Annotated in this window: 19 protein-coding genes; 8 read left to right on the top strand and 11 right to left on the bottom strand. The window is 66.0% G+C overall.

What is annotated here, in order from left to right; genetic code table 11:
- Window positions 1-330 precede the first annotated feature (330 nt).
- From QX126_RS02310 to QX126_RS02300, 3 genes are all read left to right on the top strand, one after another.
- Complete coding sequence (locus tag QX126_RS02310) at window positions 331-1569, top strand: FAD-binding protein (protein ID WP_315779074.1); 1239 nt, start codon at window positions 331-333, stop codon at window positions 1567-1569.
- Window positions 1566-2888: a glycolate oxidase subunit GlcF gene (gene glcF / locus QX126_RS02305; protein ID WP_315779073.1), complete on the top strand. Its 1323-nt coding sequence runs from the start codon at window positions 1566-1568 to the stop codon at window positions 2886-2888. The genes QX126_RS02310 and glcF overlap by 4 nt, the downstream gene beginning before the upstream one ends.
- A gap of 75 nt (window positions 2889-2963) precedes the next feature.
- The gene (locus QX126_RS02300; RefSeq protein WP_315779071.1) at window positions 2964-3407 is read left to right on the top strand and encodes a hypothetical protein; all 444 of its coding nucleotides are present in this window, start codon (window positions 2964-2966) and stop codon (window positions 3405-3407) included.
- A 282-nt stretch (window positions 3408-3689) separates the two neighbouring features.
- Here QX126_RS02300 and QX126_RS02295 read toward each other — a convergent pair whose 3' ends face one another.
- Window positions 3690-3962 (bottom strand): hypothetical protein, encoded by a 273-nt coding sequence (locus QX126_RS02295; protein ID WP_315779399.1) that lies wholly within the window; start codon window positions 3960-3962, stop codon window positions 3690-3692.
- Between QX126_RS02295 and QX126_RS02290 the strand changes: the two genes are divergently transcribed.
- Complete coding sequence (locus QX126_RS02290) at window positions 3886-4881, top strand: TorF family putative porin (protein ID WP_315736549.1); 996 nt, start codon at window positions 3886-3888, stop codon at window positions 4879-4881. The genes QX126_RS02295 and QX126_RS02290 overlap by 77 nt on opposite strands.
- A gap of 314 nt (window positions 4882-5195) precedes the next feature.
- Here QX126_RS02290 and QX126_RS02285 read toward each other — a convergent pair whose 3' ends face one another.
- Window positions 5196-6956, bottom strand: coding sequence for an ABC transporter ATP-binding protein/permease (locus QX126_RS02285; RefSeq protein ID WP_315736550.1), 1761 nt, complete (start codon window positions 6954-6956; stop codon window positions 5196-5198).
- Window positions 6957-7277: 321 nt separating this feature from the next.
- Here QX126_RS02285 and QX126_RS02280 point away from each other — a divergent pair, with 321 nt between their 5' ends.
- Complete coding sequence (locus tag QX126_RS02280; protein WP_315736551.1) at window positions 7278-8942, top strand: L-lactate permease; 1665 nt, start codon at window positions 7278-7280, stop codon at window positions 8940-8942.
- Between the two features lie 150 nt (window positions 8943-9092).
- Window positions 9093-9500 carry an META domain-containing protein gene (locus tag QX126_RS02275; RefSeq protein WP_315779069.1) on the top strand — a complete coding sequence of 136 codons (408 nt, stop codon included), beginning with the start codon at window positions 9093-9095 and terminating at the stop codon, window positions 9498-9500.
- Between the two features lie 329 nt (window positions 9501-9829).
- On the opposite strand, the gene QX126_RS02270 is transcribed toward QX126_RS02275, so the two are convergent.
- From QX126_RS02270 to groES, 3 genes are all read right to left on the bottom strand, one after another.
- Window positions 9830-11020: a hypothetical protein gene (locus QX126_RS02270; RefSeq protein ID WP_315779067.1), complete on the bottom strand. Its 1191-nt coding sequence runs from the start codon at window positions 11018-11020 to the stop codon at window positions 9830-9832.
- 142 nt (window positions 11021-11162) lie between these two features.
- Window positions 11163-12806: a chaperonin GroEL gene (gene groL / locus QX126_RS02265; RefSeq protein ID WP_315777953.1), complete on the bottom strand. Its 1644-nt coding sequence runs from the start codon at window positions 12804-12806 to the stop codon at window positions 11163-11165.
- A gap of 121 nt (window positions 12807-12927) precedes the next feature.
- Window positions 12928-13224, bottom strand: a complete 297-nt coding sequence (gene groES, locus QX126_RS02260) for a co-chaperone GroES (protein WP_008961387.1) — start codon at window positions 13222-13224, stop codon at window positions 12928-12930.
- 331 nt (window positions 13225-13555) lie between these two features.
- Here groES and QX126_RS02255 point away from each other — a divergent pair, with 331 nt between their 5' ends.
- The gene (locus QX126_RS02255) at window positions 13556-14062 is read left to right on the top strand and encodes a hypothetical protein (protein WP_315736555.1); all 507 of its coding nucleotides are present in this window, start codon (window positions 13556-13558) and stop codon (window positions 14060-14062) included.
- A 142-nt stretch (window positions 14063-14204) separates the two neighbouring features.
- Here the strand turns inward: QX126_RS02255 and QX126_RS02250 are convergent, their stop codons facing one another.
- The gene (locus QX126_RS02250; RefSeq protein ID WP_315716668.1) at window positions 14205-14984 is read right to left on the bottom strand and encodes a protein phosphatase CheZ; all 780 of its coding nucleotides are present in this window, start codon (window positions 14982-14984) and stop codon (window positions 14205-14207) included.
- Window positions 14985-15291: 307 nt separating this feature from the next.
- On the opposite strand from QX126_RS02250, the gene QX126_RS02245 reads away from it, so the two are divergent.
- Window positions 15292-16083, top strand: coding sequence for a L,D-transpeptidase (locus tag QX126_RS02245; RefSeq protein ID WP_315777954.1), 792 nt, complete (start codon window positions 15292-15294; stop codon window positions 16081-16083).
- Between the two features lie 88 nt (window positions 16084-16171).
- On the opposite strand, the gene QX126_RS02240 is transcribed toward QX126_RS02245, so the two are convergent.
- The 5 genes from QX126_RS02240 to QX126_RS02220 form a co-directional block, all read right to left on the bottom strand.
- Window positions 16172-16972, bottom strand: a complete 801-nt coding sequence (locus QX126_RS02240; RefSeq protein ID WP_315779065.1) for a DUF2076 domain-containing protein — start codon at window positions 16970-16972, stop codon at window positions 16172-16174.
- Between the two features lie 223 nt (window positions 16973-17195).
- Window positions 17196-18038: a ChbG/HpnK family deacetylase gene (locus QX126_RS02235; protein WP_315779063.1), complete on the bottom strand. Its 843-nt coding sequence runs from the start codon at window positions 18036-18038 to the stop codon at window positions 17196-17198.
- A complete protein-coding gene (locus QX126_RS02230) occupies window positions 18035-19078 on the bottom strand; it encodes a glycosyltransferase family 2 protein (protein WP_315736560.1) in 1044 nt (347 codons plus the stop codon). The genes QX126_RS02235 and QX126_RS02230 overlap by 4 nt, the downstream gene beginning before the upstream one ends.
- Before the next feature lie 70 nt (window positions 19079-19148).
- Window positions 19149-20126, bottom strand: coding sequence for an ATP phosphoribosyltransferase (hisG, locus tag QX126_RS02225; RefSeq protein ID WP_315779061.1), 978 nt, complete (start codon window positions 20124-20126; stop codon window positions 19149-19151).
- Complete coding sequence (locus QX126_RS02220) at window positions 20123-21283, bottom strand: ATP phosphoribosyltransferase regulatory subunit (protein WP_315777957.1); 1161 nt, start codon at window positions 21281-21283, stop codon at window positions 20123-20125. The genes hisG and QX126_RS02220 overlap by 4 nt, the downstream gene beginning before the upstream one ends.
- Window positions 21284-21394: the final 111 nt, after the last annotated feature.

Below are 21394 nucleotides of genomic sequence, written 5' to 3'. Positions count from 1 at the left end.
TGCGGGGCCTGGCGCCTCGCGGGGCGAAGGCCCGGCATCGACGTCTATCCTTCTCCGGATTCGACGACGTGGATGGCCGGGACAAGCCCGGCCATGACGACGTTGAAACAGCTCGGCCGGACTCTGACGGCGTCATATGCGATAGTCCTGCAGGGCAGCGAGGCCTCGATGCCGCAGAGCACGACGGCGGGGCCATGCAGATCGCTCGGGAACGTTCCGTCTTGCCCGCCCTTGTGTCCGGCCCGCAACGCTTTAGAAAGGCCCCAACGTCGGTGGCCGTGCGTGTTGCGCTGGACCGCCTGTCATCATCAACAAGCAAGGCGAGCAGCGGTGGACGCCCTCAAAGTACGCAACGCAGCCGACGTGGAGGAGGTGGTTCGCGCCGCGATCGCGAGCGAGCAGCCGCTGGATGTCATCGGGCACGGGTCGAAGCGCCGGATCGGCCAGCTCACCGCAACCAACGCCGTGCTCGACCTGTCGGCGCTGAACGCGGTCGTCGGCTACGAGCCGAACGAGCTGATCATCACGGCGCAGGCCGGGGCGCCGCTCGCCGACCTGCTGTCGCTGATCGATTCGAAGAGCCAGCAATTCGCGTTCGAGCCGATGGATACGGGACCGCTGCTCGGCACGGCCGGCCGCGGCACGCTCGGCGGCATGATCGCGGCGGGCCTGGCCGGTCCGCGGCGCATCCGCGCCGGCGGGGCGCGCGACCATCTGCTCGGCGCCCACGCGGTCTCCGGCTTCGGCGAGAGCTTCAAGACCGGCGGCAAGGTCGTCAAGAACGTCACCGGCTACGATCTCTGCAAGCTGCTGGCGGGCTCCTGGGGCACGCTCGCTGTCATGACCGAGGCGACGCTGAAGGTGATGCCGCGGCCGGAGTCGGAGCGCACCCTGGTGCTGCGCGGGCTCGACGACCTCAAGGCCAACCGCGCCATGACGGCGGCGCTGGGATCGCCGTTCGACGTGTCGGGGGCTGCGCATCTGCCGGCCTCCACGCTGCGGCCGGAGGTCGATGGGCTGGGCCCGATCGGCTCGCCGCGCGAGGCGGTCACGGTGCTCAGGCTCGAGGGCATCACGGCGTCCGCGGCGCATCGGGCGGCGTCGCTCGCCAAGCAGCTCGCGACCTTCGGTCCGGCCGAGATCATCGCGGACGACGCCTCCGCCGATGTCTGGAGCGCCGTGCGCGACGTGCTGCCGTTCGCGGCCAATGGCCCGCTCGGCGCCTGGCCGGTCTGGCGGATCGTCTGTCCGCCCGTATCCGGCGGCGTCATCGGGCAGGCGCTGACGCGCCAGACCGGTGGCGAGGTGATCTATGACTGGGGCGGCGGGCTGATCTGGGCCGCGCTGCCGCCGCAGCCCGATGCGTCCGCGGGGCTGGTGCGCAAGCAGGCCGAGGCCGTTAGCGGCCACGCCACCCTGCTCCGCGCGTGGGACGAGATGCGTCTGGCGGTCGACGTCTTCCAGCCGCAGCCGCCGGGTGTCGCCGCGCTGGAGGAGCGGGTTCGCGTCTCCTTCGATCCCAAGACCATTCTCAACCGCGGCCGTATCAGGCGGAGCGTTGCGCCATGAAGACCGAGTTCACTTTGGCGCAGCTCGCCGATCCCGACATCGCGGTCGCCGACAAGATCCTGCGCGCCTGCGTCCATTGCGGCTTCTGCACCGCGACCTGTCCGACCTACGTGCTGCTCGGCGACGAGCTCGACAGCCCGCGCGGCCGGATCTACCTGATCAAGCAGATGCTGGAGAAGGATCAGGCTCCGACCGCCGACGTGGTCAAGCACATCGACCGCTGCCTGTCGTGCCTGTCCTGCATGACGACCTGCCCGTCCGGCGTCCACTACATGCACCTCGTCGATCAGGCGCGGGGGCGAATCGAGCAGCGCTACCAGCGCCCGCTGACGGACCGGCTGCTGCGCGCCGTGCTCGCCTATGTGCTGCCGCGGCCGCGCGAGTTTCGCCTCGCGATGACCTTGGCGCGGCTCGGCCGGCCGTTCAAGGCGCTGCTGCCGGCGTCCTCCGCGACGCAGGGACCTGTGCCGAGCCTGCTGCGGCGCGTCAGGGCGATGCTCGACCTGGCGCCCGCCGCGGCGCTGCCGCCGCCGGGGCCCGCGGGCGGCAGCGTGTTTGCCGCGCAGGGCGCGCGGCGCGGCCGCGTGGCGCTGCTGCAGGGCTGCGCGCAGGCGGCGCTGGCGCCGCGCATCAACCAGGCTGCGATCAGCGTCCTGACGCGGCACGGCGTCGAGGTGGTGCTGGTCAGGGACGAGCAATGCTGCGGTGCGCTGACCCATCACATGGGGCAGGACGCCGACGCGCTGGCGCGCGCCCGCGCCAATGTCGGGGTGTGGGCTGCCGAGGCAAAGCGTGGCGGTCTCGACGCCATCCTGGTGACGACCTCGGGCTGCGGCACCGTCATCAAGGACTACGGACACATGCTGCGCGAGGACCCGCAATATGCAGCGCCCGCTGCCGCCGTGTCGGCCATGGCGAAGGACATCAGCGAGTATCTCGCAGGTCTCGATCTGGTCTCCGCATCTCGGCACGACGACCTCGTCGTGGCCTATCACTCCGCCTGCTCGCTGCAACATGGGCAGAAAATCACGAGCATTCCGAAAGAATTGCTTTCCAAGTGCGGATTCGTGGTGAAAGATATACCGGAGAGTCATTTGTGTTGCGGTTCGGCGGGGACCTACAACATTCTCCAGCCTGACATCGCGATGAAGCTGCGCGATCGCAAGGTCGCCAACATCGCGACCGTCAAGCCGAATGTGATCGCGGCAGGCAATATCGGCTGCATGATGCAGATTGCCAGCGGCACCACCGTTCCCGTCGTGCACACCGTTGAGCTTCTCGACTGGGCGACGGGCGGTCCGCGACCAGGAATGATTTGACGGACGGGCGCGTGCTGACTGCCGGCCCGTCCCGCCGGATGAGTTGATCGATCGGCGGCAACTGGAGGGTTTCTGATGGCGAAGGACAAGAAGGCGAAGAAGGACAAGAAAGAGAAGAAGAAGCTGATGGCGCAGGCCAAGACAGCCAAGAAGGCGACGAAGAAGTCCGCCAAGAAGGCTGCCAAGAAGTCCGCGAAAAAGGCTTCCAAGAAGGCTGCAAAGGCGCCGGCCAAGAAGGCGAAGAAGACCGTGAAGGCCGCGGCGAAGAAGGCGGCCAAGGCGCCTGCCAAGAAGGCTGCTGCGAAGAAGGCTCCCGCCAAGAAGGCCAAGACGTCGGCCGCAAAGGTTCCCGCTGCGCCGAAGAAGAAGGCCGCCAAGAAGCGGGCCCCCAAGATGGCTCCCCTGGTCGAGACCCCCGAAGTGAGCGCAACCGAATCGGCTGCCGAAACCAGTTGGGCGATGCCGAGCGTGGCACCTGAGGCGCACGAGGACGGAGAGGGGACCGCCTCCGGAAGCTGATCTTTCCGGATCGGATCGTTTTCACCACCGCATGAATTCACATCGGGAGGCCGCGGCGGCAACGCTGCGGCCTTCTCGTTTGTTGTTGCCTCCGTCTGTTGCCTCCGTTTTGGCTGGCCGTTTTGTCGATCTGCTCGTCGCCAGCGTCGCCCCCGCAGATCTACGGCCGGGCGAATCCGATCCCGATGCGCTGCGGCATTTCGCTTGCGGCACGACGAGTCCAGCGTGCCGGCACACCCGAATGTGCGTCCTGGGCTGCTCTAGGACACGGAGATTTGTTGTTCAAATGCAACACGCGCTGACTACCTGCCGTGGAATTGTCAAAACGCCCAAAAAGGCGGCAGATGCCGCGCTTTTTTGCTTCACCTGCGGCGAGACCCTGGCACAAATTGCGTCTGGATGACGCAGCCGGTCTTGTTTGCGCCCTGGGGGGCCAATGTGGGGCAGGCTTTTTCGAAATAGGGTGATGGGGATCGTCATGAAAAAGTGGGCTTTGCTGGCAACGGCGCTGGCAATGGTTTCGGGATCGGCTTCGGCGGCGGACATGGCGGTCAAGGCCTATAAGGCTCCGCCTCCGGTGGCGTTTGAACCATGGGATATCGCGTTCGGCGCGGCGATCATGAACGACTACGTCTTCCGCGGCATCACCCAGTCGAACCACAAGCCGTCGGTCGCCGCCTATTTCGAGCCGCGCTTCAACGTCAACAAGGACCTGCAGTTCTACGTTGGCGTCGCTGGCGAGAGCATCTCCTTCCCGAACCGGGCTGCGGCCGAGATCGACATCTACGGCGGTATCCGCCCGACCTTCGGCGCCTTCGCCTTCGACATCGGCGTCTGGGGCTACCTGTATCCAGGCGGCACCTGCTATTACGGCGGCGGCGCCACGACGGACTTCGCCGGCCGCGCGCTGAGCGCCGAGTGCCAGGCCAACACCTTGACGAACTTCAACACCATGAAGAAGGACGTCAGCTTCTTCGAGGTCTACGGCAAGGGCACCTATACGGTGAACGACAACTGGTCGTTCGGCGTCACCGAATTCTATACCCCGAGCTTCCTGAACTCCGGCGCCTGGGGCAACTACGCCTCGGTCACCGGCAAGTATACCGCTCCGAGCACCCTGTTTGGATCGAGCGGCGTCGGCATGTACGTCTCGGGTGAGTTCGGTCGCCAGTGGTTCGGTACCACCGACAGCTTCTACGGCACCGCGGCCTTCCCGAACGGCATCCACTACGCCGACTACAACACCTGGAACGTTGGCGTCGGCTTCACCTACAAGGTGTTCACGCTGGATCTGCGCTACTCCGACACCAACCTGTCGAAGGGCAATTGCAACGCCTTCACTGGCGACTTCACCGCCAGCGGCACCACCAACGTCACCGCGATCAACCCGGGTGGCCTGGGCTCGAAGTGGTGCGGCGCCACCGGCATCGCCAAGCTCTCGGTCGACCTGACGGCGATGACCAACCTGAAGTAATCGTCCCAAGGCGGATCGAAATTCCTGACGAGGGCGGCAGAGCAATCTGCCGCCCTTCTGCTTTGGTGACGGCAGCTCGCCGTGGTCGCTCGGGCGTCTTGCCGTCCTTCTGGATCGCCATCTTTTGGATCGCCATGGCTCGGACGCCGCCCGGGCAATTGGACTTCTCATCATGGGCGCAGGGGCGCGATGAGATCCTTGGCGGCGCCCTCGGGACAATGGGCTGCGTTCGGGACGGATCTCTCAGACCCCTTGCTGTTGGAGACGCGCCGCTTTGCAGCGCGTCTTCATCCATGAGGTCCGCAGCGCTCGTTTCAATTGCCTCCACCCGCGGTCGCGTCGGCAGCCTTCTCAGTCTGCCGCAGCGCGAATCGGTCGCCATCCCGAATCAGCTCGACCTTCCGATCATGGAACTCGTGCAGGGTCGAGCGGTGGCCGATCGAGACGACGGTGGTCTGCGGCAGGCGTTCGGCGATGACCCGATACAGCCTCGCTTCGCTCGGCTCGTCCAGCGAGGCCGTGGCCTCATCGAGGAAGAGATATTGGGGCGCATGCAGCAGCGCGCGGGCAATTCCGAGCCGCTGCTGCTCGCCGAGCGACAGCATCCGGTTCCAGTGCGAATCCTCGTCCAGGCGGTCCGCAAGTTGTGGCAGACCGACGGCCACCAGCGCCTCCCTGACTTGCTCGACGCTGAAAGCGTCGGCGGCCGCGGGATAGACGATCGCCGCCTTGAGCGCGCCGATCGGGAAATAGGGCCGCTGCGGCAGCATCATCAGCTTGGCATGCGCGGGCACGCTGATCGCGCCGCTGCCGAACGGCCAGACCCCGGCGATGGCGCGGAACAGCGTCGACTTGCCGGCGCCGGAGGGGCCGGTCAGCAGCGTGCGCTCGTTGTTGCCGATGCTGAACCCGTCGGCCGCGACCAGCGGCAGGCCATTGGGCAGCTTCAGCAGCAGCTGGGCGAGATCGATGCTGTCGCCGGCATGGTCGACGACATCGATCGTCTGCGGCTCGCCCGAGAGCTTGTGCGCGCTCTCGATGGACATGTCGAAGCCGTCGAGGCGGGCGACGGTCGAGCGCCAGTCGGCAAGCGTCCGGTAAGTCGTCACGAAGAACGACAGCGCGCCCTGCACCGTCGAGAAGGCGGACGCCGTCTGCATGATGCCGCCCATCTGGATCGACTTGGCGAAGTAGGCAGGCGCAACGAGCACATAGGGAAAGATCACGGCCGCCTGTGAATAGCCCGCCGTGAAGGCCGTCAGCCGCTTGGTCCGGCTCATGATCTGGTACCAGTTCTGGACGACCCGGCCGAAGCGGGTTCCGAGCTGACCCTGCTCGGCGCCTTCCCCGCGCAGCAGCGCGATCTGCTCGGAGCTCTCGCGCACCCGCACCAGGTTGAAGCGGAAGTCGGCCTCGTAGCGCTGTTGCTCGAAGTTGAGATTGACGAGCGGCGAACCGATCCAATGCGTCAGTATGGTGCCGAAGACCGCATAGATCAGCGCGATCCAGACCAGGTAGCCGGGGATCGCGATGTCGGTGCCGAACAGTTGCAGCGGGGCATCGGTCGACAGCCCCCAGAGCACCACCATGAACGAGGCGAGCGAGACGATCGAGCTGAGCAGCCCGATGGTGATGTTCAGCGTCTTGTCGACGAACAGCTGCACGTCGTCGGCAATGCGCTGGTCCGGGTTGTCGGCGATGTCGCCCTTGAGCTGCATGCGATAGTGCGTGGCGTTGTCCAGCCAGCGGCGCAGGTAGACGTCGGTCATCCACCGCCGCCAGCGGATCTGCAGCCATTGATTGAGATAGAGCTGGTACACGGCCAGGATGATGAAGATGGTCGCCAGCACGGCGAACACGCCGATTTCCCAGATGAAGCTGTTCCAATCATACTGCTGCAGCGCGTTGAAGAACCTGTTCTGCCACTGGTTCACCAGCACCTGGATCGCAACGAGCGACAGTTCGATCGCAATGACGGCGGCGAGCAACACGCGGCCGGCGACCTTGTCCTCGGAGCGGAAGTAGGGAATGGCGATCCGCCAGACGGTGGCGACGGTCGAGCGCAGATTGTTCACAGAGGGGCTGCTCCTGAGAAAAGGTCTTAACGGGCTGACGAAAAACGAGAAAATCGCAGTGATTGCCGCCTGTATAGACTAAAGTCGTAATGTGGCGGGTGACCGCCGGCTTGTCGGTCGCGTGTGACAAACCGTAGCATGGGGTAGGGGAGAGGGACTGCGACCGCCGCCAGATTTCGCGAGAATTTGAGCAGAGTTGGGCGTTGCCGGTTTTGTGATCTCCTTTTCCGACCTTTGCCAGGCTTGGGGGCCTGGGCGAGGAGACCTGATCCGTCCCGCCGGACCGGGTCCAACAACAAGAACGTGGGGGGAGAAGTCACGATGTGGAATCAAATCTACGACCCGATGGGGAGCCCGGCGCTGTCGACGCTGGCCGCCGCCGTCCCAGTGGTGACGCTGCTGGTGCTGATCGCCAGCGGCAAGGTGAAGGCACACATCGCGGCGATCATCGCCGTGATCCTGACCAACCTGATCACGATCTTCGTGTTCACGATGCCGGCCAACATGTCGCTGCGCGCGACGTTTCTGGGCGTCATCACCGGCTTCTTTCCGATCGGCTGGATCGTCCTGAACGTCATCTTCCTCTACCAGGTCACGGTCTCGACCGGCCGCTTCGAGTTGCTCAAGCGCGCCATCGGCGGCGTCACGGAAGACCGGCGGCTGCAGCTGCTGCTGGTCGCCTTCTCCTTCGGCGCGTTCTTCGAGGGCGCGTCGGGCTTCGGCACGCCGGTGGCGATCACCGGTGCCGTGCTGATCGGCCTCGGCTTCTCGCCGCTCGCGGCGTCCGGCCTGTCGCTGATCGCCAACACCGCCCCGGTCGCCTATGGGGCGCTGGGCACGCCGATCCAGGGCCTCGCCTCGGTCACCGGTCTCGATCCCTACATCCTCGGCGCGATGGTCGGCCGGCAGCTGCCGGTGTTCTCGCTGATCGTGCCGTTCTGGGTGATCTGGGCGTTCGCGGGCTGGAAGGGCATGAAGGACGTCTGGCCGGCGATCCTGGTCACCGCCGTCTCGTTCGCGGTGCCGCAATTCCTGATCTCGAACTACATCAATCCGTGGATCGTCGACATCGGCGCCTCGCTGATCTCGATGGGCGCGCTGATCCTGTTCCTGAAGGTCTGGCAGCCGAGGCAGCTGTGGCTGTCGCCGGCGTTGCGCGGGCGTGACGAATCGGCCGCCACGATGACGGCGGCGAAGCCGCTGGACCGCACGCCGCTGACGCAAGCCGAGCTCTGGGGCGCGCTGCTGCCCTGGATCATCGTCTGCGTGATCATGCTGATCTGGGGCAACGGCGCCTTCAAGGCCTGGGCGAACTCGATCTTCACCTGGAACTATCCGGTGCCCGAGCTCGACAAGCTGATCAACAAGATGCCGCCGGTGGCTGCGAAGCCGACGCCGGAAGGCGCGGTGTTCTCGTTCACCTACCTGACCTTCACCGGCACCGGCATGCTGATCGCCGCGATCATCTCCGGCTTCCTGATGGGTGTCGGACCGGGCAAGCTGATCGCGGAATATGGCCGCACCATCCGTCTGTGCGCGATCTCGCTGATCACGATCTCGGCGATGCTGGCGATCGGCACGCTGACCCGGCTGTCCGGCGTCGACGCAACGCTCGGCCTCGCCTTCGCTGCGACCGGCGTGCTCTATCCGTTCTTCGGCACCTTGCTCGGCTGGTTGGGCGTGGCGCTGACGGGATCGGATACGGCCTCGAACGTGCTGTTCGGAAACCTGCAGAAGATCACCTCCGAGCAGCTCGGCCTGTCGCCGGTCCTGATGGCGGCTGCCAACTCATCCGGTGGTGTCATGGGCAAGATGATCGATGCGCAGTCGATCGTGGTCGCCTCGACCGCCACCAACTGGTACGGCCACGAGAGCTCGATCCTGCGCTACGTCTTCCTGCATTCGATCGTGCTGGCCTGTCTGGTCGGCCTGTTCGTCACCTTGCAGGCCTATGTCTATCCGTTCACGGCGATGGTGCTGAAGTAGCAACACCGGCAGCGACAAAAGCCCCGCGCCGCAGCTACGGCGCGGGGTTTGCTATGTTTGGAACACATTTGTGCGGGAGCCGTGGCGGCGGGGATCACGGTCGTCGCCTGGAAGGCGCAACCCTGCGTGTGATTGGTCTGAAGAGGAACGATGCAAGTGTTGAAGCGTGGCTGCGCCGTGGCGATGATGGCGTTGTCGATGTCGGGCCTGCCGCTTGCCGGCGCGTCGGCGGAGGAGTTTCCCTTCGGAATGGAGATGACGCTCGATGCGTTACCAATGCCCGGCTCGAAGCGCGTGCCGGATCTCGACATCGGCGACAACGGCGAGACCGTGCTGGAGCTCTGGTGCAAGGGCGGCAAGGGGCAGTTCTCGGTCGCCGGCAACACCATCGTGTTCATCGCCAGCAAGATCGAGGACCGCAACTGCCCGGCGGCACGCGCGCAAGCCGATGACGAGCTGATCGCGGCGCTGAGCGCGACGACGAACTGGAAGCGTCAGGGCGACCTGATCATCTTCATCGGACCGAAGACGCTGCGCTTCCGGCTCAACACCAATTGAGCCGAGACGGGCGTATCGAAAGTCCTAGTCTTGGTCACATCGATATATCGGCATGTGGACCTCGCTGTCATGGTCCGGCACCTGGTCCTGCTTCATGCACGTTCGCGATTCCGCAGCACGCAGCTTTGAGGTCAGCCCCGCTGTCACCCTCCCCTGGAGGGGGAGGGTCGCCTCTCATGAGCGCAGCGAATGGGAGGCGGGGTGGGGTGATCTCTCCACGTGCACCGGTGCCCGCGGCGTCACCCCATCCCGCTCGCCCGCTTCGCGTGCGATCGACCCTCCCCCTCCAGGGGAGGGTGGCATCTGAGATCGCGGCGCCTGCCGTCGCCTTACTTCCAGACAGAGTTGTCCGCATCCCAGCGCTTGGCCTTGAAGGCCTTCGCCAGCTCGTCGATGGCACCGCCGTCGTCGCGGGTATCGCTTTCCTCGTCGCCTGACGATTCGTCCGACAGGATCAGCTTGGCGGCAGAGGTCTCGTCGACGGTGGTCGTCGTCGGGCTGCTGATCCACAGCATCAGCGCGTCCGCGCCGCCCGGCTTGTCCGCCGAGACGAGGCCGGTGACCTCGATGACGTCGGTCAGCTCGAGCGCCGGCATCAGCTGGCTCGGCCGCTTCAACGTCAGCTTCAGCTTGCCGCTGACCGGATTCCACGCCGCACTCGTCGGCCTGGCATTGTAGGTCTTGGCCAGCACGTCGGAGATGGCGCCCGCCAGCTTGTCCTTGTTGATCTTGTCACCGTCGCGCCAGTCGGCCGCCGCAAAGCGGATGGTGCGGTCCATCTCGACCGTGCCGGCGGTCCAGCCGGCGGTGACGACGCCGTTCATGGTCCGCGCCTTCGCGATCAGTGCGCCGGCTCGTTCGGGGTCGACGGTCATGCTGATGGTCTGCTCGCCCGCGCGCAGTGCGTCGCAGCTCACGATGAGGCTCGACAGCGAAACTTCGACGTTCTCGCCCTTCAGGCTCTTGAGGAAGTCGGTCACCGCGTCGAGCTTGAGCCGGACCGAGACCGCCTCGGGCGAGACGTCGGTGAAGTCCTTCGGCTGGGCGCTGATGCCGTCGTCGCTCGACTGGCTCTCCTGGAACTCTTTCTCGCTGACGTCGGAATTGTCGGTCGACGCCACCTCGGTGACGGTCTTGCCGATCGCGATCTGTCCGCGGAACTCGAACGTGTCGCCGGTCGGCTTGCGATTCAGCTTCACCGTGACCGGCTCCTTGGCGCCGTTGCTCTGGGTCGCACCGGTCAAGGTCTGGCCATTGACGGTGAGGCTGACCACGAAGCGGTCCTTGCGATCCGAATTCTTTGCGACGGGATAGCAGACGTCGAGCGTGGCGGCGGTGACGGTCTTGCCCTGGCGCGTCTCCTTCAGGATCACGTCGGCATTGCCGTCCATCAGGCCGTCGATCGCGGTGAAATACCGAGTCTCGTTGGCGGGGGCCTTGGTCCCGCTCTTGCTCTGGGCCCAACCGAGTTCCGGCGCGGCCGCTGCAATCACGGCCAGCGCAAGCAAAATCGCGCGCATCTGAAAATCCTTGTGGGGGCAGAATCGGCCTTAAGCTGTAGCGCCGATTTGCGATCGCTGCACCCCCGGGCGCGGACACTCGGCCAAAAAGAAGGCCGCCCGGAGGCGGCCTTCCTGAACGTCTCGGTGATGCAAGGGGGGCTCAGAAGCCCATGCCGCCCATGCCACCCATGCCGCCGCCGGCCGGCATCGCCGGAGCTGCGTCCTTCGGCAGCTCGGCGACCATCGCCTCGGTGGTGACCAGGAGGCCGGCGACCGACGAGGCGTCCTGCAGCGCGGTGCGGACCACCTTGGCCGGGTCGATGATGCCCTTGGCGACCATGTCGACATAGTCCTCGGTCTGGGCGTCGAATCCGAAGGTCTCGGACTTCTCGTCCAGGATCTTGCCGACCACGATCGAGCCCTCGACGCCGGCGTTCTCGGAGATCTGGCGGATCGGAGCCTCGAGCGCCTTCAGCACGATGTTGATGCCGGCCTGGACGTCCGAATTGGCGTTGGTGATGCGGCCGACCGCCTTCTTGGCGCGCAGCAGCGCCACGCCGCCGCCGGGGACGATGCCTTCCTGCACCGCGGCGCGGGTCGCGTTGAGGGCGTCCTCGACGCGGTCCTTCTTCTCCTTGACCTCGATCTCGGTCGCACCGCCGACGCGGATCACCGCGACGCCGCCGGCGAGCTTGGCCAGCCGCTCCTGCAGCTTCTCGCGGTCGTAGTCCGAGGTGGTCTCCTCGATCTGCGCCTTGATCTGGCCGACGCGCGCCTCGATGTCGGCCTTCTTGCCGGCGCCGTTGACGATCGTGGTGTTCTCCTTGTCGATCACGACCTTCTTGGCGCGGCCGAGCATCTTCACCGTGACGTTCTCGAGCTTCATGCCGAGGTCTTCCGAGATCAGCTGACCGCCGGTCAGGATCGCGATGTCCTCGAGCATCGCCTTGCGGCGATCACCGAAGCCCGGCGCCTTGACGGCGGCAACCTTGAGGCCGCCGCGCAGGCGGTTGACGACCAGCGTCGCCAGCGCCTCGCCCTCGACGTCCTCGGCGATGATCAGCAGCGGACGGCCCGACTGCACCACGGCTTCGAGCACCGGCAGCATGGCCTGCAGGCCGGACAGCTTCTTCTCGTGCAAGAGCACGTAGACGTCGTCGAGCTCGGCCGTCATTTTCTCGGCGTTGGTGACGAAGTAGGGCGAGAGATAGCCGCGGTCGAACTTCATGCCTTCGACGATGTCGACCTCGGTATCGAGCGACTTGTTCTCCTCGACCGTGATGACGCCCTCGTTGCCGACCTTCTGCATCGCCTGGGCGATCATCTTGCCGATCGCGGCGTCGCCATTGGCGGAGATGGTGCCGACCTGGGCGACCTCGGAGGACGAGGCGACAGGCTTGGCGCGCTTCTCGATGTCCTTGATCACGGCGGCCACCGCGATGTCGATGCCGCGCTTGAGATCCATCGGGTTCATGCCGGCGGCAACCGCCTTGGCGCCCTCGCGCACGATGGCCTGGGCCAGCACGGTCGCGGTGGTGGTGCCGTCACCGGCGGTGTCGTTGGTCTTGGAGGCGACCTCGCGCAGCATCTGCGCGCCCATGTTCTCGAACTTGTCCTCCAGCTCGATCTCCTTGGCGACGGTGACGCCGTCCTTGGTGATGCGCGGAGCGCCGAAGCTCTTCTCGATGACGACGTTGCGGCCCTTCGGGCCGAGCGTCACCTTGACGGCGTTGGCGAGAATGTCGACGCCGCGCAGCATGCGGTCGCGTGCGTCGCCGGCGAATTTGACGTCCTTGGCTGCCATTTCAAAATTCTCCTGGAGTAGACCTCGACGGCGAGGGGCGTGATCGCCCGTCTGTCGCCGGAACGAGGTTGCAGAGCATTTTCGCCCGGGGCGGCTGATCGCCGCCCCCGGCAGGTCGGGATCAGGCGACGACGCCCATGATGTCGGACTCCTTCATGATCAGGAGCTCCTCGCCGTCCAGCTTGACCTCGGTTCCGGACCACTTGCCGAACAGCACGCGGTCGCCGACCTTGACGTCGATCGGGATCAGCTTGCCGCTCTCATCACGGCCGCCCGGGCCGACGGCGACGACTTCGCCCTGCGAGGGCTTTTCCTTGGCGCTGTCGGGAATGATGATGCCGCCCTTGGTCTTCTCTTCGGCGTCGATGCGCTTAACCACGACGCGGTCGTGCAGGGGACGAAACTTCGATTTGGCCATGACGGATCCCTTTTGGGGTGCTTGGATAAGTTGTTGCTGTCGGAGGAAATCTGAATGCGGCCACATTTGACGCCCACTTGGCGCCAACTGGCTCGCAGCCTTAGCAATCGCGCCCTCCGAGTGCTAAAGACCGCTCGGGGAAATATGGCTTGCGGCTGTTCCTGTCAAGCAACGGCCGGCAGTTAAGCCGTTCTTGAGGCTGTTAGGGGATGTTGTCCCGGGCCAGACATGTTAGTGGAGCGGCGTCGTCATCCGACGTCATTGCTCTGACGAGCGTTTTGGGTTTGGTTGCCGGACGGGGCAGCCACGATCTTGTTCCTAAGGGGATGCCATGACGAGTTCACGGTGCGCGCGGCCGGTTGCCAATCTCGCGATCGCGTCGGCGCTCACGATGCTTCTGGGAGCGTGCACGGGCTTCAGCCTGTCGCCGTCGCCCCCCATGCAGACCGAGGCGCCGGTCGAGCCCGAGGTTCCGGCGACGATCCGCCCCGAGGATCTCGTCGGCAAATGGGGCCTCGCCGCTTACAACAACCCCAACGACCGTCCGCGCACCGAGAAGATGGCGTTGGCGCAGTGCAAACAGCCCTATGTCATCGGGGCGGGCACGTCCGGCGGTGTCGTGATGCATCTGGCCGACCAGGCGACTCCCCAGGAACTGCGCCTGAAGGGGTCGGCCAGCGGCAAGAACTACATCGGCCCGGCCGGACCGCCCGGCGGCGAGCAGGACCGCGAGGTCGTCTCCTTTGACGGTCGTGTGCTGATCACCCGCTTCGTCGACAAGGATGCGGCGACCCGTTACCAGACGATGGTCTACGTCCGCTGCGGACCGCGCGCCTGAGATCCGGGCGAAGCCCTCGCGACAAGCCCCGGCCACACCCAAAAGCCAAACGAAAAAAACGCCGGTGAAAGCGCCGGCGTTTTGCTTGGTGCTGCTCGGTGCCATCCCTGGCCGGCGTGGCCGCCGGTCAGGCAGGATGAGGTCAGTTGAACATTGCGTCGATGTCGTCCTGCGAGGCGTGGCCGACGTCGCCTTCCGCCTTCGGGCCGTTCAGCAGCCTGGCGTCGCCCTCGCGGTGGTCGACGATCGGCGGCGTGTGCGCCTTGATGGCGTCGACGCCACCCCAGATGTCCATCATCACCACGATGTGGTGCTCGATGAACTTCATCGTGGTCATGACCTTGTTGATGCGCTGGCCGGTCAGGTCCTGGAAGTTGCAGGCCTCGAAGATCGAGACCACGCGCTCCTGGATCTCTTCGCTCAGGATCTTCTGCTGGTCGGCCGAGTCCACCTTGGACAGCGCGCTGGCGGCCTGGTCGATCGCCTCCGCGGCTTCGAGGATCTGCTGCGTCGCCTGCTCGGTGCCGCCGACGACCGCGCCGAGCTCGCCGTTGACCTTGGCCATCTCCTCGCCGTTGAAGCTCTTGGCATGGAGGGTCGCGATCTCGCCCTTGGTGCGGTTGATCGCGTCGTGGATCAGGTCGAGCTCGACCTTGAGCTTTTCGCACTGCTCGATCTGGGCACGATAGGTCTCGAGCAGCGCGCGCGCTTCGGCGACCTCGCGTGCGGCGGACTCTTCGATGGCGGCGTTCGCCGTGTTGCTGCCGCCGCTGCGGATCGCATTGGCCATCTGGGAGCGGATCGCGCGGAGCTCGTCCATGATTTCCTTGTGGTTGGGGCCGATCTCGCCACCCACGAATTCAGGCTCCGGCATATGGCCGACGATTGCTTCTTCGATACGGAAACGCTTGCGAACAGCCATGATAGTATCCCTGACCTTTTGCTCGGATCAGTTCTACGCAAAGGCTATTTAACATCGCGTTCACGCCAGGAACCGCCGCTGAGCAACGCTGACGTGCATCGTGCGTCAACGATTAACCATGCTCCGCCGGCCTTCACGCAAAATAAACGCTAGCGATCAAAACCGCCGACGTATGCGGCGATGGTGAATCCCGGCGCCTCCCGCGTTTACCAAAGCGATCGGGTTTTGCTCTTTATTGACGATACGCGGCGGCGCATTTGCCTCGCGCGATGAACAGTCTTCAGACGAAACAGTACAGAGTACGTCGATGTTCAAATCAGTATCCGCAGCGCTGCTGGCCGGCGCATGCGTTTTCCATGCAGGTCTGGGCCGCGCCGCAGCCCAGGGATTTCAGCAGCCGACCGTGATCTATAGCGGCCCGCCGCAGCAGTCCGCGCCGGTGCGCACCGCCTATGTCGAACGCTCGCGCATGGGTGGCGGCTTCATCGAATTCCTGTTCGGGGATCCGCAAGGCGGCCGCGGCGCGCCTCCGCCGGGACAGCCGATGTACCAGCAGCAGCCGTCCTACTACGAGCCGCAGCGGCTGGCGCCGGGCATGGTCCCGCAGCAGGGAGTGCCGGATGAGGAGGCCTATGAGCAGACGCAGCGGCCGCTCGATCCGAAATACGAGAAACAGATCGTTGACTATGACGGCAAAGAACGGCCGGGCACGATCGTCATCGATACGCCGAACAAGTTCCTCTATCTGGTCCAGGGCGAGGGCAGGGCGCTCCGCTATGGCATCGGCGTCGGTCGCCCCGGCTTCACCTGGTCGGGCGTGAAGACGATCTCGGCCAAGCGCGAATGGCCGGACTGGACGCCGCCGCCGGAGATGCTCGCGCGCCGGCCCGACCTGCCGCGACACATGGAGGGCGGACCGCAGAACCCGCTCGGCGCACGCGCGATGTATCTCGGCTCGTCGCTGTATCGGATCCACGGTTCGAACGAGCCATGGACGATCGGCACCAACGTCTCGTCAGGATGTATCCGGATGCGCAACGAGGACGTCATCGACCTCTATGGCCGCGTGAACGTCGGTGCCAGGGTCATCGTGCTCTGACGACGGCCGCTGCGCGACATCAGCAACAGAAAAAGGCCGCCCGTGGGGGCGGCCTTTGCATTCTTGAGTTGGCTGCGACCCGGGAGCTTCACGCGTAGTCGCTGCCACCGTCGTCGTCGCCATAGCCGTCATCGGCATCGAAGTCGGCCGCGTCGCTGTCATTGCCGCTGTCGTCATGGCTCGCCTGGTCGAACAGGCCGGCCCGGCCGCCGTCGCCGCCCGGGCGGCCGATGTCGTCGAGACCGGCGTCACGCGCCAGCGAGCCGCCGGACTGGTCGCCGCTCCACGGGCTGGCACCGCCGCCCCGCTCCTCGATGATCGTGGTGTCACCGAACGCCTGATGCGACCCGCCGCCCATCATCGAGCGGATGCCGCCGAGCAGCAGCGAGCCGCCGACCATGCCGGCCGCTGCGGCCGCCGCCGTGCCGAGGAACGAGCCGCCTCCACCGCCGAACATGCCGCCGCGCGGCTGGCCGAAGCCGCCCTGGTCATAGGAACTGGGCTGGCCGGGATAGCCGGGCTGGCCCTGGTAGCCCGGGGGTATCGCCTGGCCGCTGTTCCAGACCGGGCGGCTCTGCGACGGCGGCGGCACGTTGGGGACCGAACCGCGGCTGCCCGAGCCGAAGATGCTGTCGCGCATCGAATCGAGGAAGCCGCCGGACTGGCCCTGCGGGGCCTGGGCGTGCTGCAGCTCCTCGATGCGGGCGTTGGCGCGCTTCAGGGCCTCGTCCTGCACCAGCACCGTCTGCACCAGCGCATAGACGGCATTGGGAGCCCGCTGCAGCGCCTGGGCGATGGCGGCGGCAGCCTCCGGATCACGCGGTGCACTCTCCAACGTGGCAAGCCGGTCGAACAGATCGTCGATGAGTTGGCGTTCTTGCGGTGTCATGTCGTTCTCCTGCCGCTTGCCTTGTTCCGGCCAAGCGCGGCCAAGATTTAGGGGGACTTTGTGGCCCGGCCAGCCGGGGCGCGGATTAAATTTCCGTATGCGACAAAGCGTCTTTGCACTTGCGAGGCGTTTCGGAAGCCGAAGGCGGACGGCATGCCTACCTCCCTCCCACTTCGAACGCCGCCGCGCCGGGTTTTGTTCGCCGGGGCACGCGAAACATCCATCAGCCGAGCGTCACCTTGCGGCGCTCCAACAGGCCCGGAAAATGCTCGCCGGCAAGATAGGCGTGCTCATGCTCGCGCTGCACCGTCAGCGGATCGAGCTCGATGAGGACGTCATCGACGAAACCGGGGTGGCACATCACCAGTCCATGCTCGGGCAACTCGTCGAGGAAGCCATCCATCAAAGCTCCGAAGTCGGAGGCCTTGGTGAAGTCGTAGGCGCCCGCGAAGCCGGGATTGAAGGCGATCTCGGCCCGCCTGGCCTGACGGCGGAATTGCGCGCTGAGCACGTCCAGCAGCAGCGCCTTCGGCGCCGTCAGCCGCTGCATCAGGGGCAGATTGCGGCCGCCCTGGCGCACCCAGGCCGTGGGCGCAGTTTCCTTGACGGCGGCGAGAAAGCCCTCGCGCACCTGCGGATAGAGCTGGGCATGCTGGTGGCCGTCGACGAAATCGGGGGCGCGACCGAACAAATCGCCGAACGCTGCAAGCTGAACCAGGACCTCGGCACGGATCATCTCGGGATCGAGCCGGCGGGTCAGTCCGGCGCGCAGCAGCTTCGGGAAGGGCAGGAACATGCCGCCTTCCGAGGGACGGAAATGCATCGTCAGGGGCCGGAACGGCGCGGTCAGCGTGACGTGCAGGCCGATGGCGCAACGCGGGCTGTCGGACGCGACCTTGGTCAGCTCCGTCACCTCGTCGCGCCCGATCGCGGCGCCCACGGTCATCACCGAGGTTGCGTTCAACCGACCGCGCGCGATCAGGTCTCGGATGGCGCTGTTAACCCCGGGGCTGATGCCATAGTCATCGGCGCAGAGCCAGATGCGCCGGTGCGGCGTCGCGCTCATTCGGCGGCGTTCCTCTCGGCGCCGTCGCTGCGCGCATCGAGCGCTGCACGCTTCTCGCTGTGCTCGGCGACGAAGTAGATCGGACGCGCTTTTAGCTCGGACAGGATCTTGCCGATATACTCGCCCATGATGCCGATCATGATCAGCTGCACGCCGCCGATCGTCATCAGGCCGACCATCAGCGAGGGATAGCCGGGCACCGACTTGCCGGTAGCTAAAGTCTCCCACAGGATCGAGAGGCCGAACAGAAAGGCCGCCGAGGCGAGCAGGATTCCGAGCAGACTGGCGAACCGCAGCGGGGCGACCGAGAACGAGGTCAGGCCTTCGATCGACAGGCCGAGCAGGCTGGTCAGGTTGAAGGCCGTCACGCCATGGGCACGCGCGGCAGGCTCGTAGTCGACGCGGATCTGGCGGAAGCCGATCCAGCTCGCGAGTCCTTTGAAGAAGCGGTTGCGCTCGGGCAATTGCCGCAGCGCCGCCACCGCGCGCGGCGACAGCAGCCGGAAGTCGCCGGCATCCTCCGGGATCTTCTGCCGCGCGCCCCAGTTGATGAGCGCGTAGAAGCCGTGCACGGCGACGCGGCGCAGGAACGGCTCGTTGTCGCGATGCGCCTTGGCGGTATAGACGACGTCATAGCCGTCCTTGATCCAGTGCGTGACGAGCTGCTCGACCAGGGCCGGCGGATGCTGGCCATCGCCGTCCATGAACAGCACGGCGCCGCGCCGGGCATGATCGAGGCCGGCCATCAGCGCGGCCTCCTTGCCGAAATTGCGCGACAGCGAGACGACCTGGATGTCGAGCGCATCGGCCTGCAAGGTGCGCGCAATCGCAAGCGTGTTGTCGCGGCTGCCGTCGTCGACATAGACCAACTCGCAGGCGAGGCCGAAGCGCTGGCGCAGCGTACGGGCGAGATTATTCAGCCGCTCGTGCAGCGCCGTCAGTCCCGCGCCCTCGTTGTAGACGGGGATAACGATCGACAATCCCTGCGACGCGGCGTCGGCCGCAGTCGTGGTCAGATCCGACACGTCAGTTCCCAGCATTGCTCAGCGTCCTCGTTCTGCTACCAACATATGGTAGCTGCGCTCGCCTGTCGCTACGATGAACGGCGATTTATGATCGCAGGAAGGCCTCGAGGCGAGCAAACAGCGGATTTTCGCGGTCGAGCACATAGTCGAGCGAGGCGACCGAGACGGTCTCGGCGCCATGCGCGCGCAGAAAGCTGCCGAGCGCGTAGATCTGCGCCGGCGGGCAGTGCAGGGTGAGCATGCCGGACGAGGTCGGGCCGCCGAACGGCGCCACGACGCCGAAGCGGTTGTGCGCCTCGGTCAGCATTGCTGCGTCGCACCCTTTGAAGCGGGTGCGGACCTCGCGGTATTTGCTGGCGCGGGCGCGGGCATGGATGTGGTCGAGAATGATCCGGGCGCTCTCGCGCGGACCCTCCGACCAGTCGGCGTCGCGGGAGGCGACCAGATTGGCCTGGCTGCGCAGGATCACGCCGTCGTCCAGCACCTTCAGCCCGTTGGCGGCGAGCGTCGAGCCGGTGCTGGTGATGTCGACGATCAGCTCGGCGGTGCCCACCGCCGGCGCGCCCTCGGTGGCGCCGGCGCTCTCGACGATGCGGTAATCGACGATGCCATGGGCGGCGAAGAAGCCGCGCGTCAGGTTGATGTACTTGGTGGCGACGCGCATGCGGCGATTGTGCTGGGCGCGAAAACCGGTGGTGACGTCATCGAGATCGGCCATGGTGCGGACGTCGATCCAGGCCTGCGGCACGGCGACGACGACGTTGGCGCCGCCGAAGCCGAGCGTATCGATCAGCAGCACGCGCTTGTCGGCATCGGTGATGCTCTCGCGCACAAGATCCTCGCCGGTAACGCCGAGATGCACGGTGCCGCGCGCCAGTTGCGAGGCGATCTCACTCGCAGAGAGATAGGCGATCTCGACATTGTCGAGACCTGCGATGGTGCCACGATAGTCGCGCGCGCCGCCGGGCTTGGACAGGTTCAGCCCGGCGCGGCCGAAGAAGGCCTCGGCATTCTCCTGCAGACGCCCCTTGGAGGGAACGGCGAGGACGAGGGGGCCGCTCATGATGCTCTCCCGCGCGGGGACTTGCCGACGGCGCTGCTCTGGGCCAGGCGCTCGATCCAGATCGAGAAGCCGACGGCCGGAATCGACTCGGCGGCGCCAAGCTGGCTCAGCAGGCCGTCATAACGGCCGCCGGCGACCAGTGGCTCGTCGCCATTGCCCGGATGATGCAGTTCGAACTCGAAACCGGTGTAGTAGTCGAGGCCGCGGCCGAACGACGTGGCGAAGCGCACCTTGGTGATGTCGATGCCGCGCTGGGCCATGAAGCCGGCGCGGGCCTCGAACGTGTCGATCGCCGCTGAAATGTCGAGCTTGGCGTCGGCGGCGAGCGCGCGAAGCTGCTGGACAGCCTCGGTCGGGCTCCCGCTGATTGCGAGGAAGCGCTTGATACGGTCCAGCGCGTCACGCGGCAGCGCGCCGCTCTTGAGGGTGGACTGCTCGAGGAATCGGTCGGCGATCTCCGCCACCGTGCGGCCGCCGACCGCGGTTGCGCCGGCAATCGACATCAGGTCGGTGACCAGGGCGAGCGCCGCCTTGCGGTCGGAGCCGGCCAGGGCGGCGAGCACCCCTTCATACTCGTTGCGCGGGGCCACCGAGGCGATCGCCAGCCGCTCGAGGTCCTGCGCCAGGGTGCGCTTGCGGTTGAAGTCCTTGATCAGCCGCCGTCGCCATACCGGATAGAGATCGAGGGCGTCGATCAAGGCCGTGAACAGCGCGACGTCGCCGGTGCGGATATCCACCGCGGCAAGGCCGGCGGTGGCGGTCGCCTCGATCGCCAGCGCCAGCATCTCGGCATCCGCGGCGGGCCGATCCTGACGGCCGAACGATTCGATGCCGGCCTGCAGGAACTCGCTCGGGCGGCCCTCGCGGTAACGAAATACTGGACCGAGATAGCTGAAGCCAGCCGGATGCCCGGCGCGGGCCGAGGCGAGGTAGTCACGGGCGACGGGAATGGTCAGGTCGGGGCGCAGGCAGAGCTCTTCGCCGGCGGCGTCGCCGGTCAGATAGAGGCTCTTGCGGATGTCCTCCCCCGAGAGATCGAGAAATGGCTCGGCCGGCTGCAGGATCGCCGGTTCGGCCCGCTCATAGCCGGCCTGGGCGAAGGATTGCAGCAGCATGTCCGCCCACGCGGCGGGTCCGGTTGGAGCGGGTCCGGTCATGTCGATCGAGTTCCAAAGTGGAGTGAGCGCCTCTGGAGGCCGCGGCTGCCCCTTAGCATGGCCGTTTGACGGTTTCGACTGCGAATGGCCGCGGCGAGCCACAATTGGCCG

This window comes from Bradyrhizobium sp. SZCCHNPS1003 (assembly GCF_032381555.1).
In the GTDB taxonomy this organism is placed as follows: domain Bacteria; phylum Pseudomonadota; class Alphaproteobacteria; order Rhizobiales; family Xanthobacteraceae; genus Bradyrhizobium.
The sequence above is the reverse complement of the archived record's forward strand: the minus strand, read 5'-3'. Positions and strand labels throughout refer to the sequence as shown.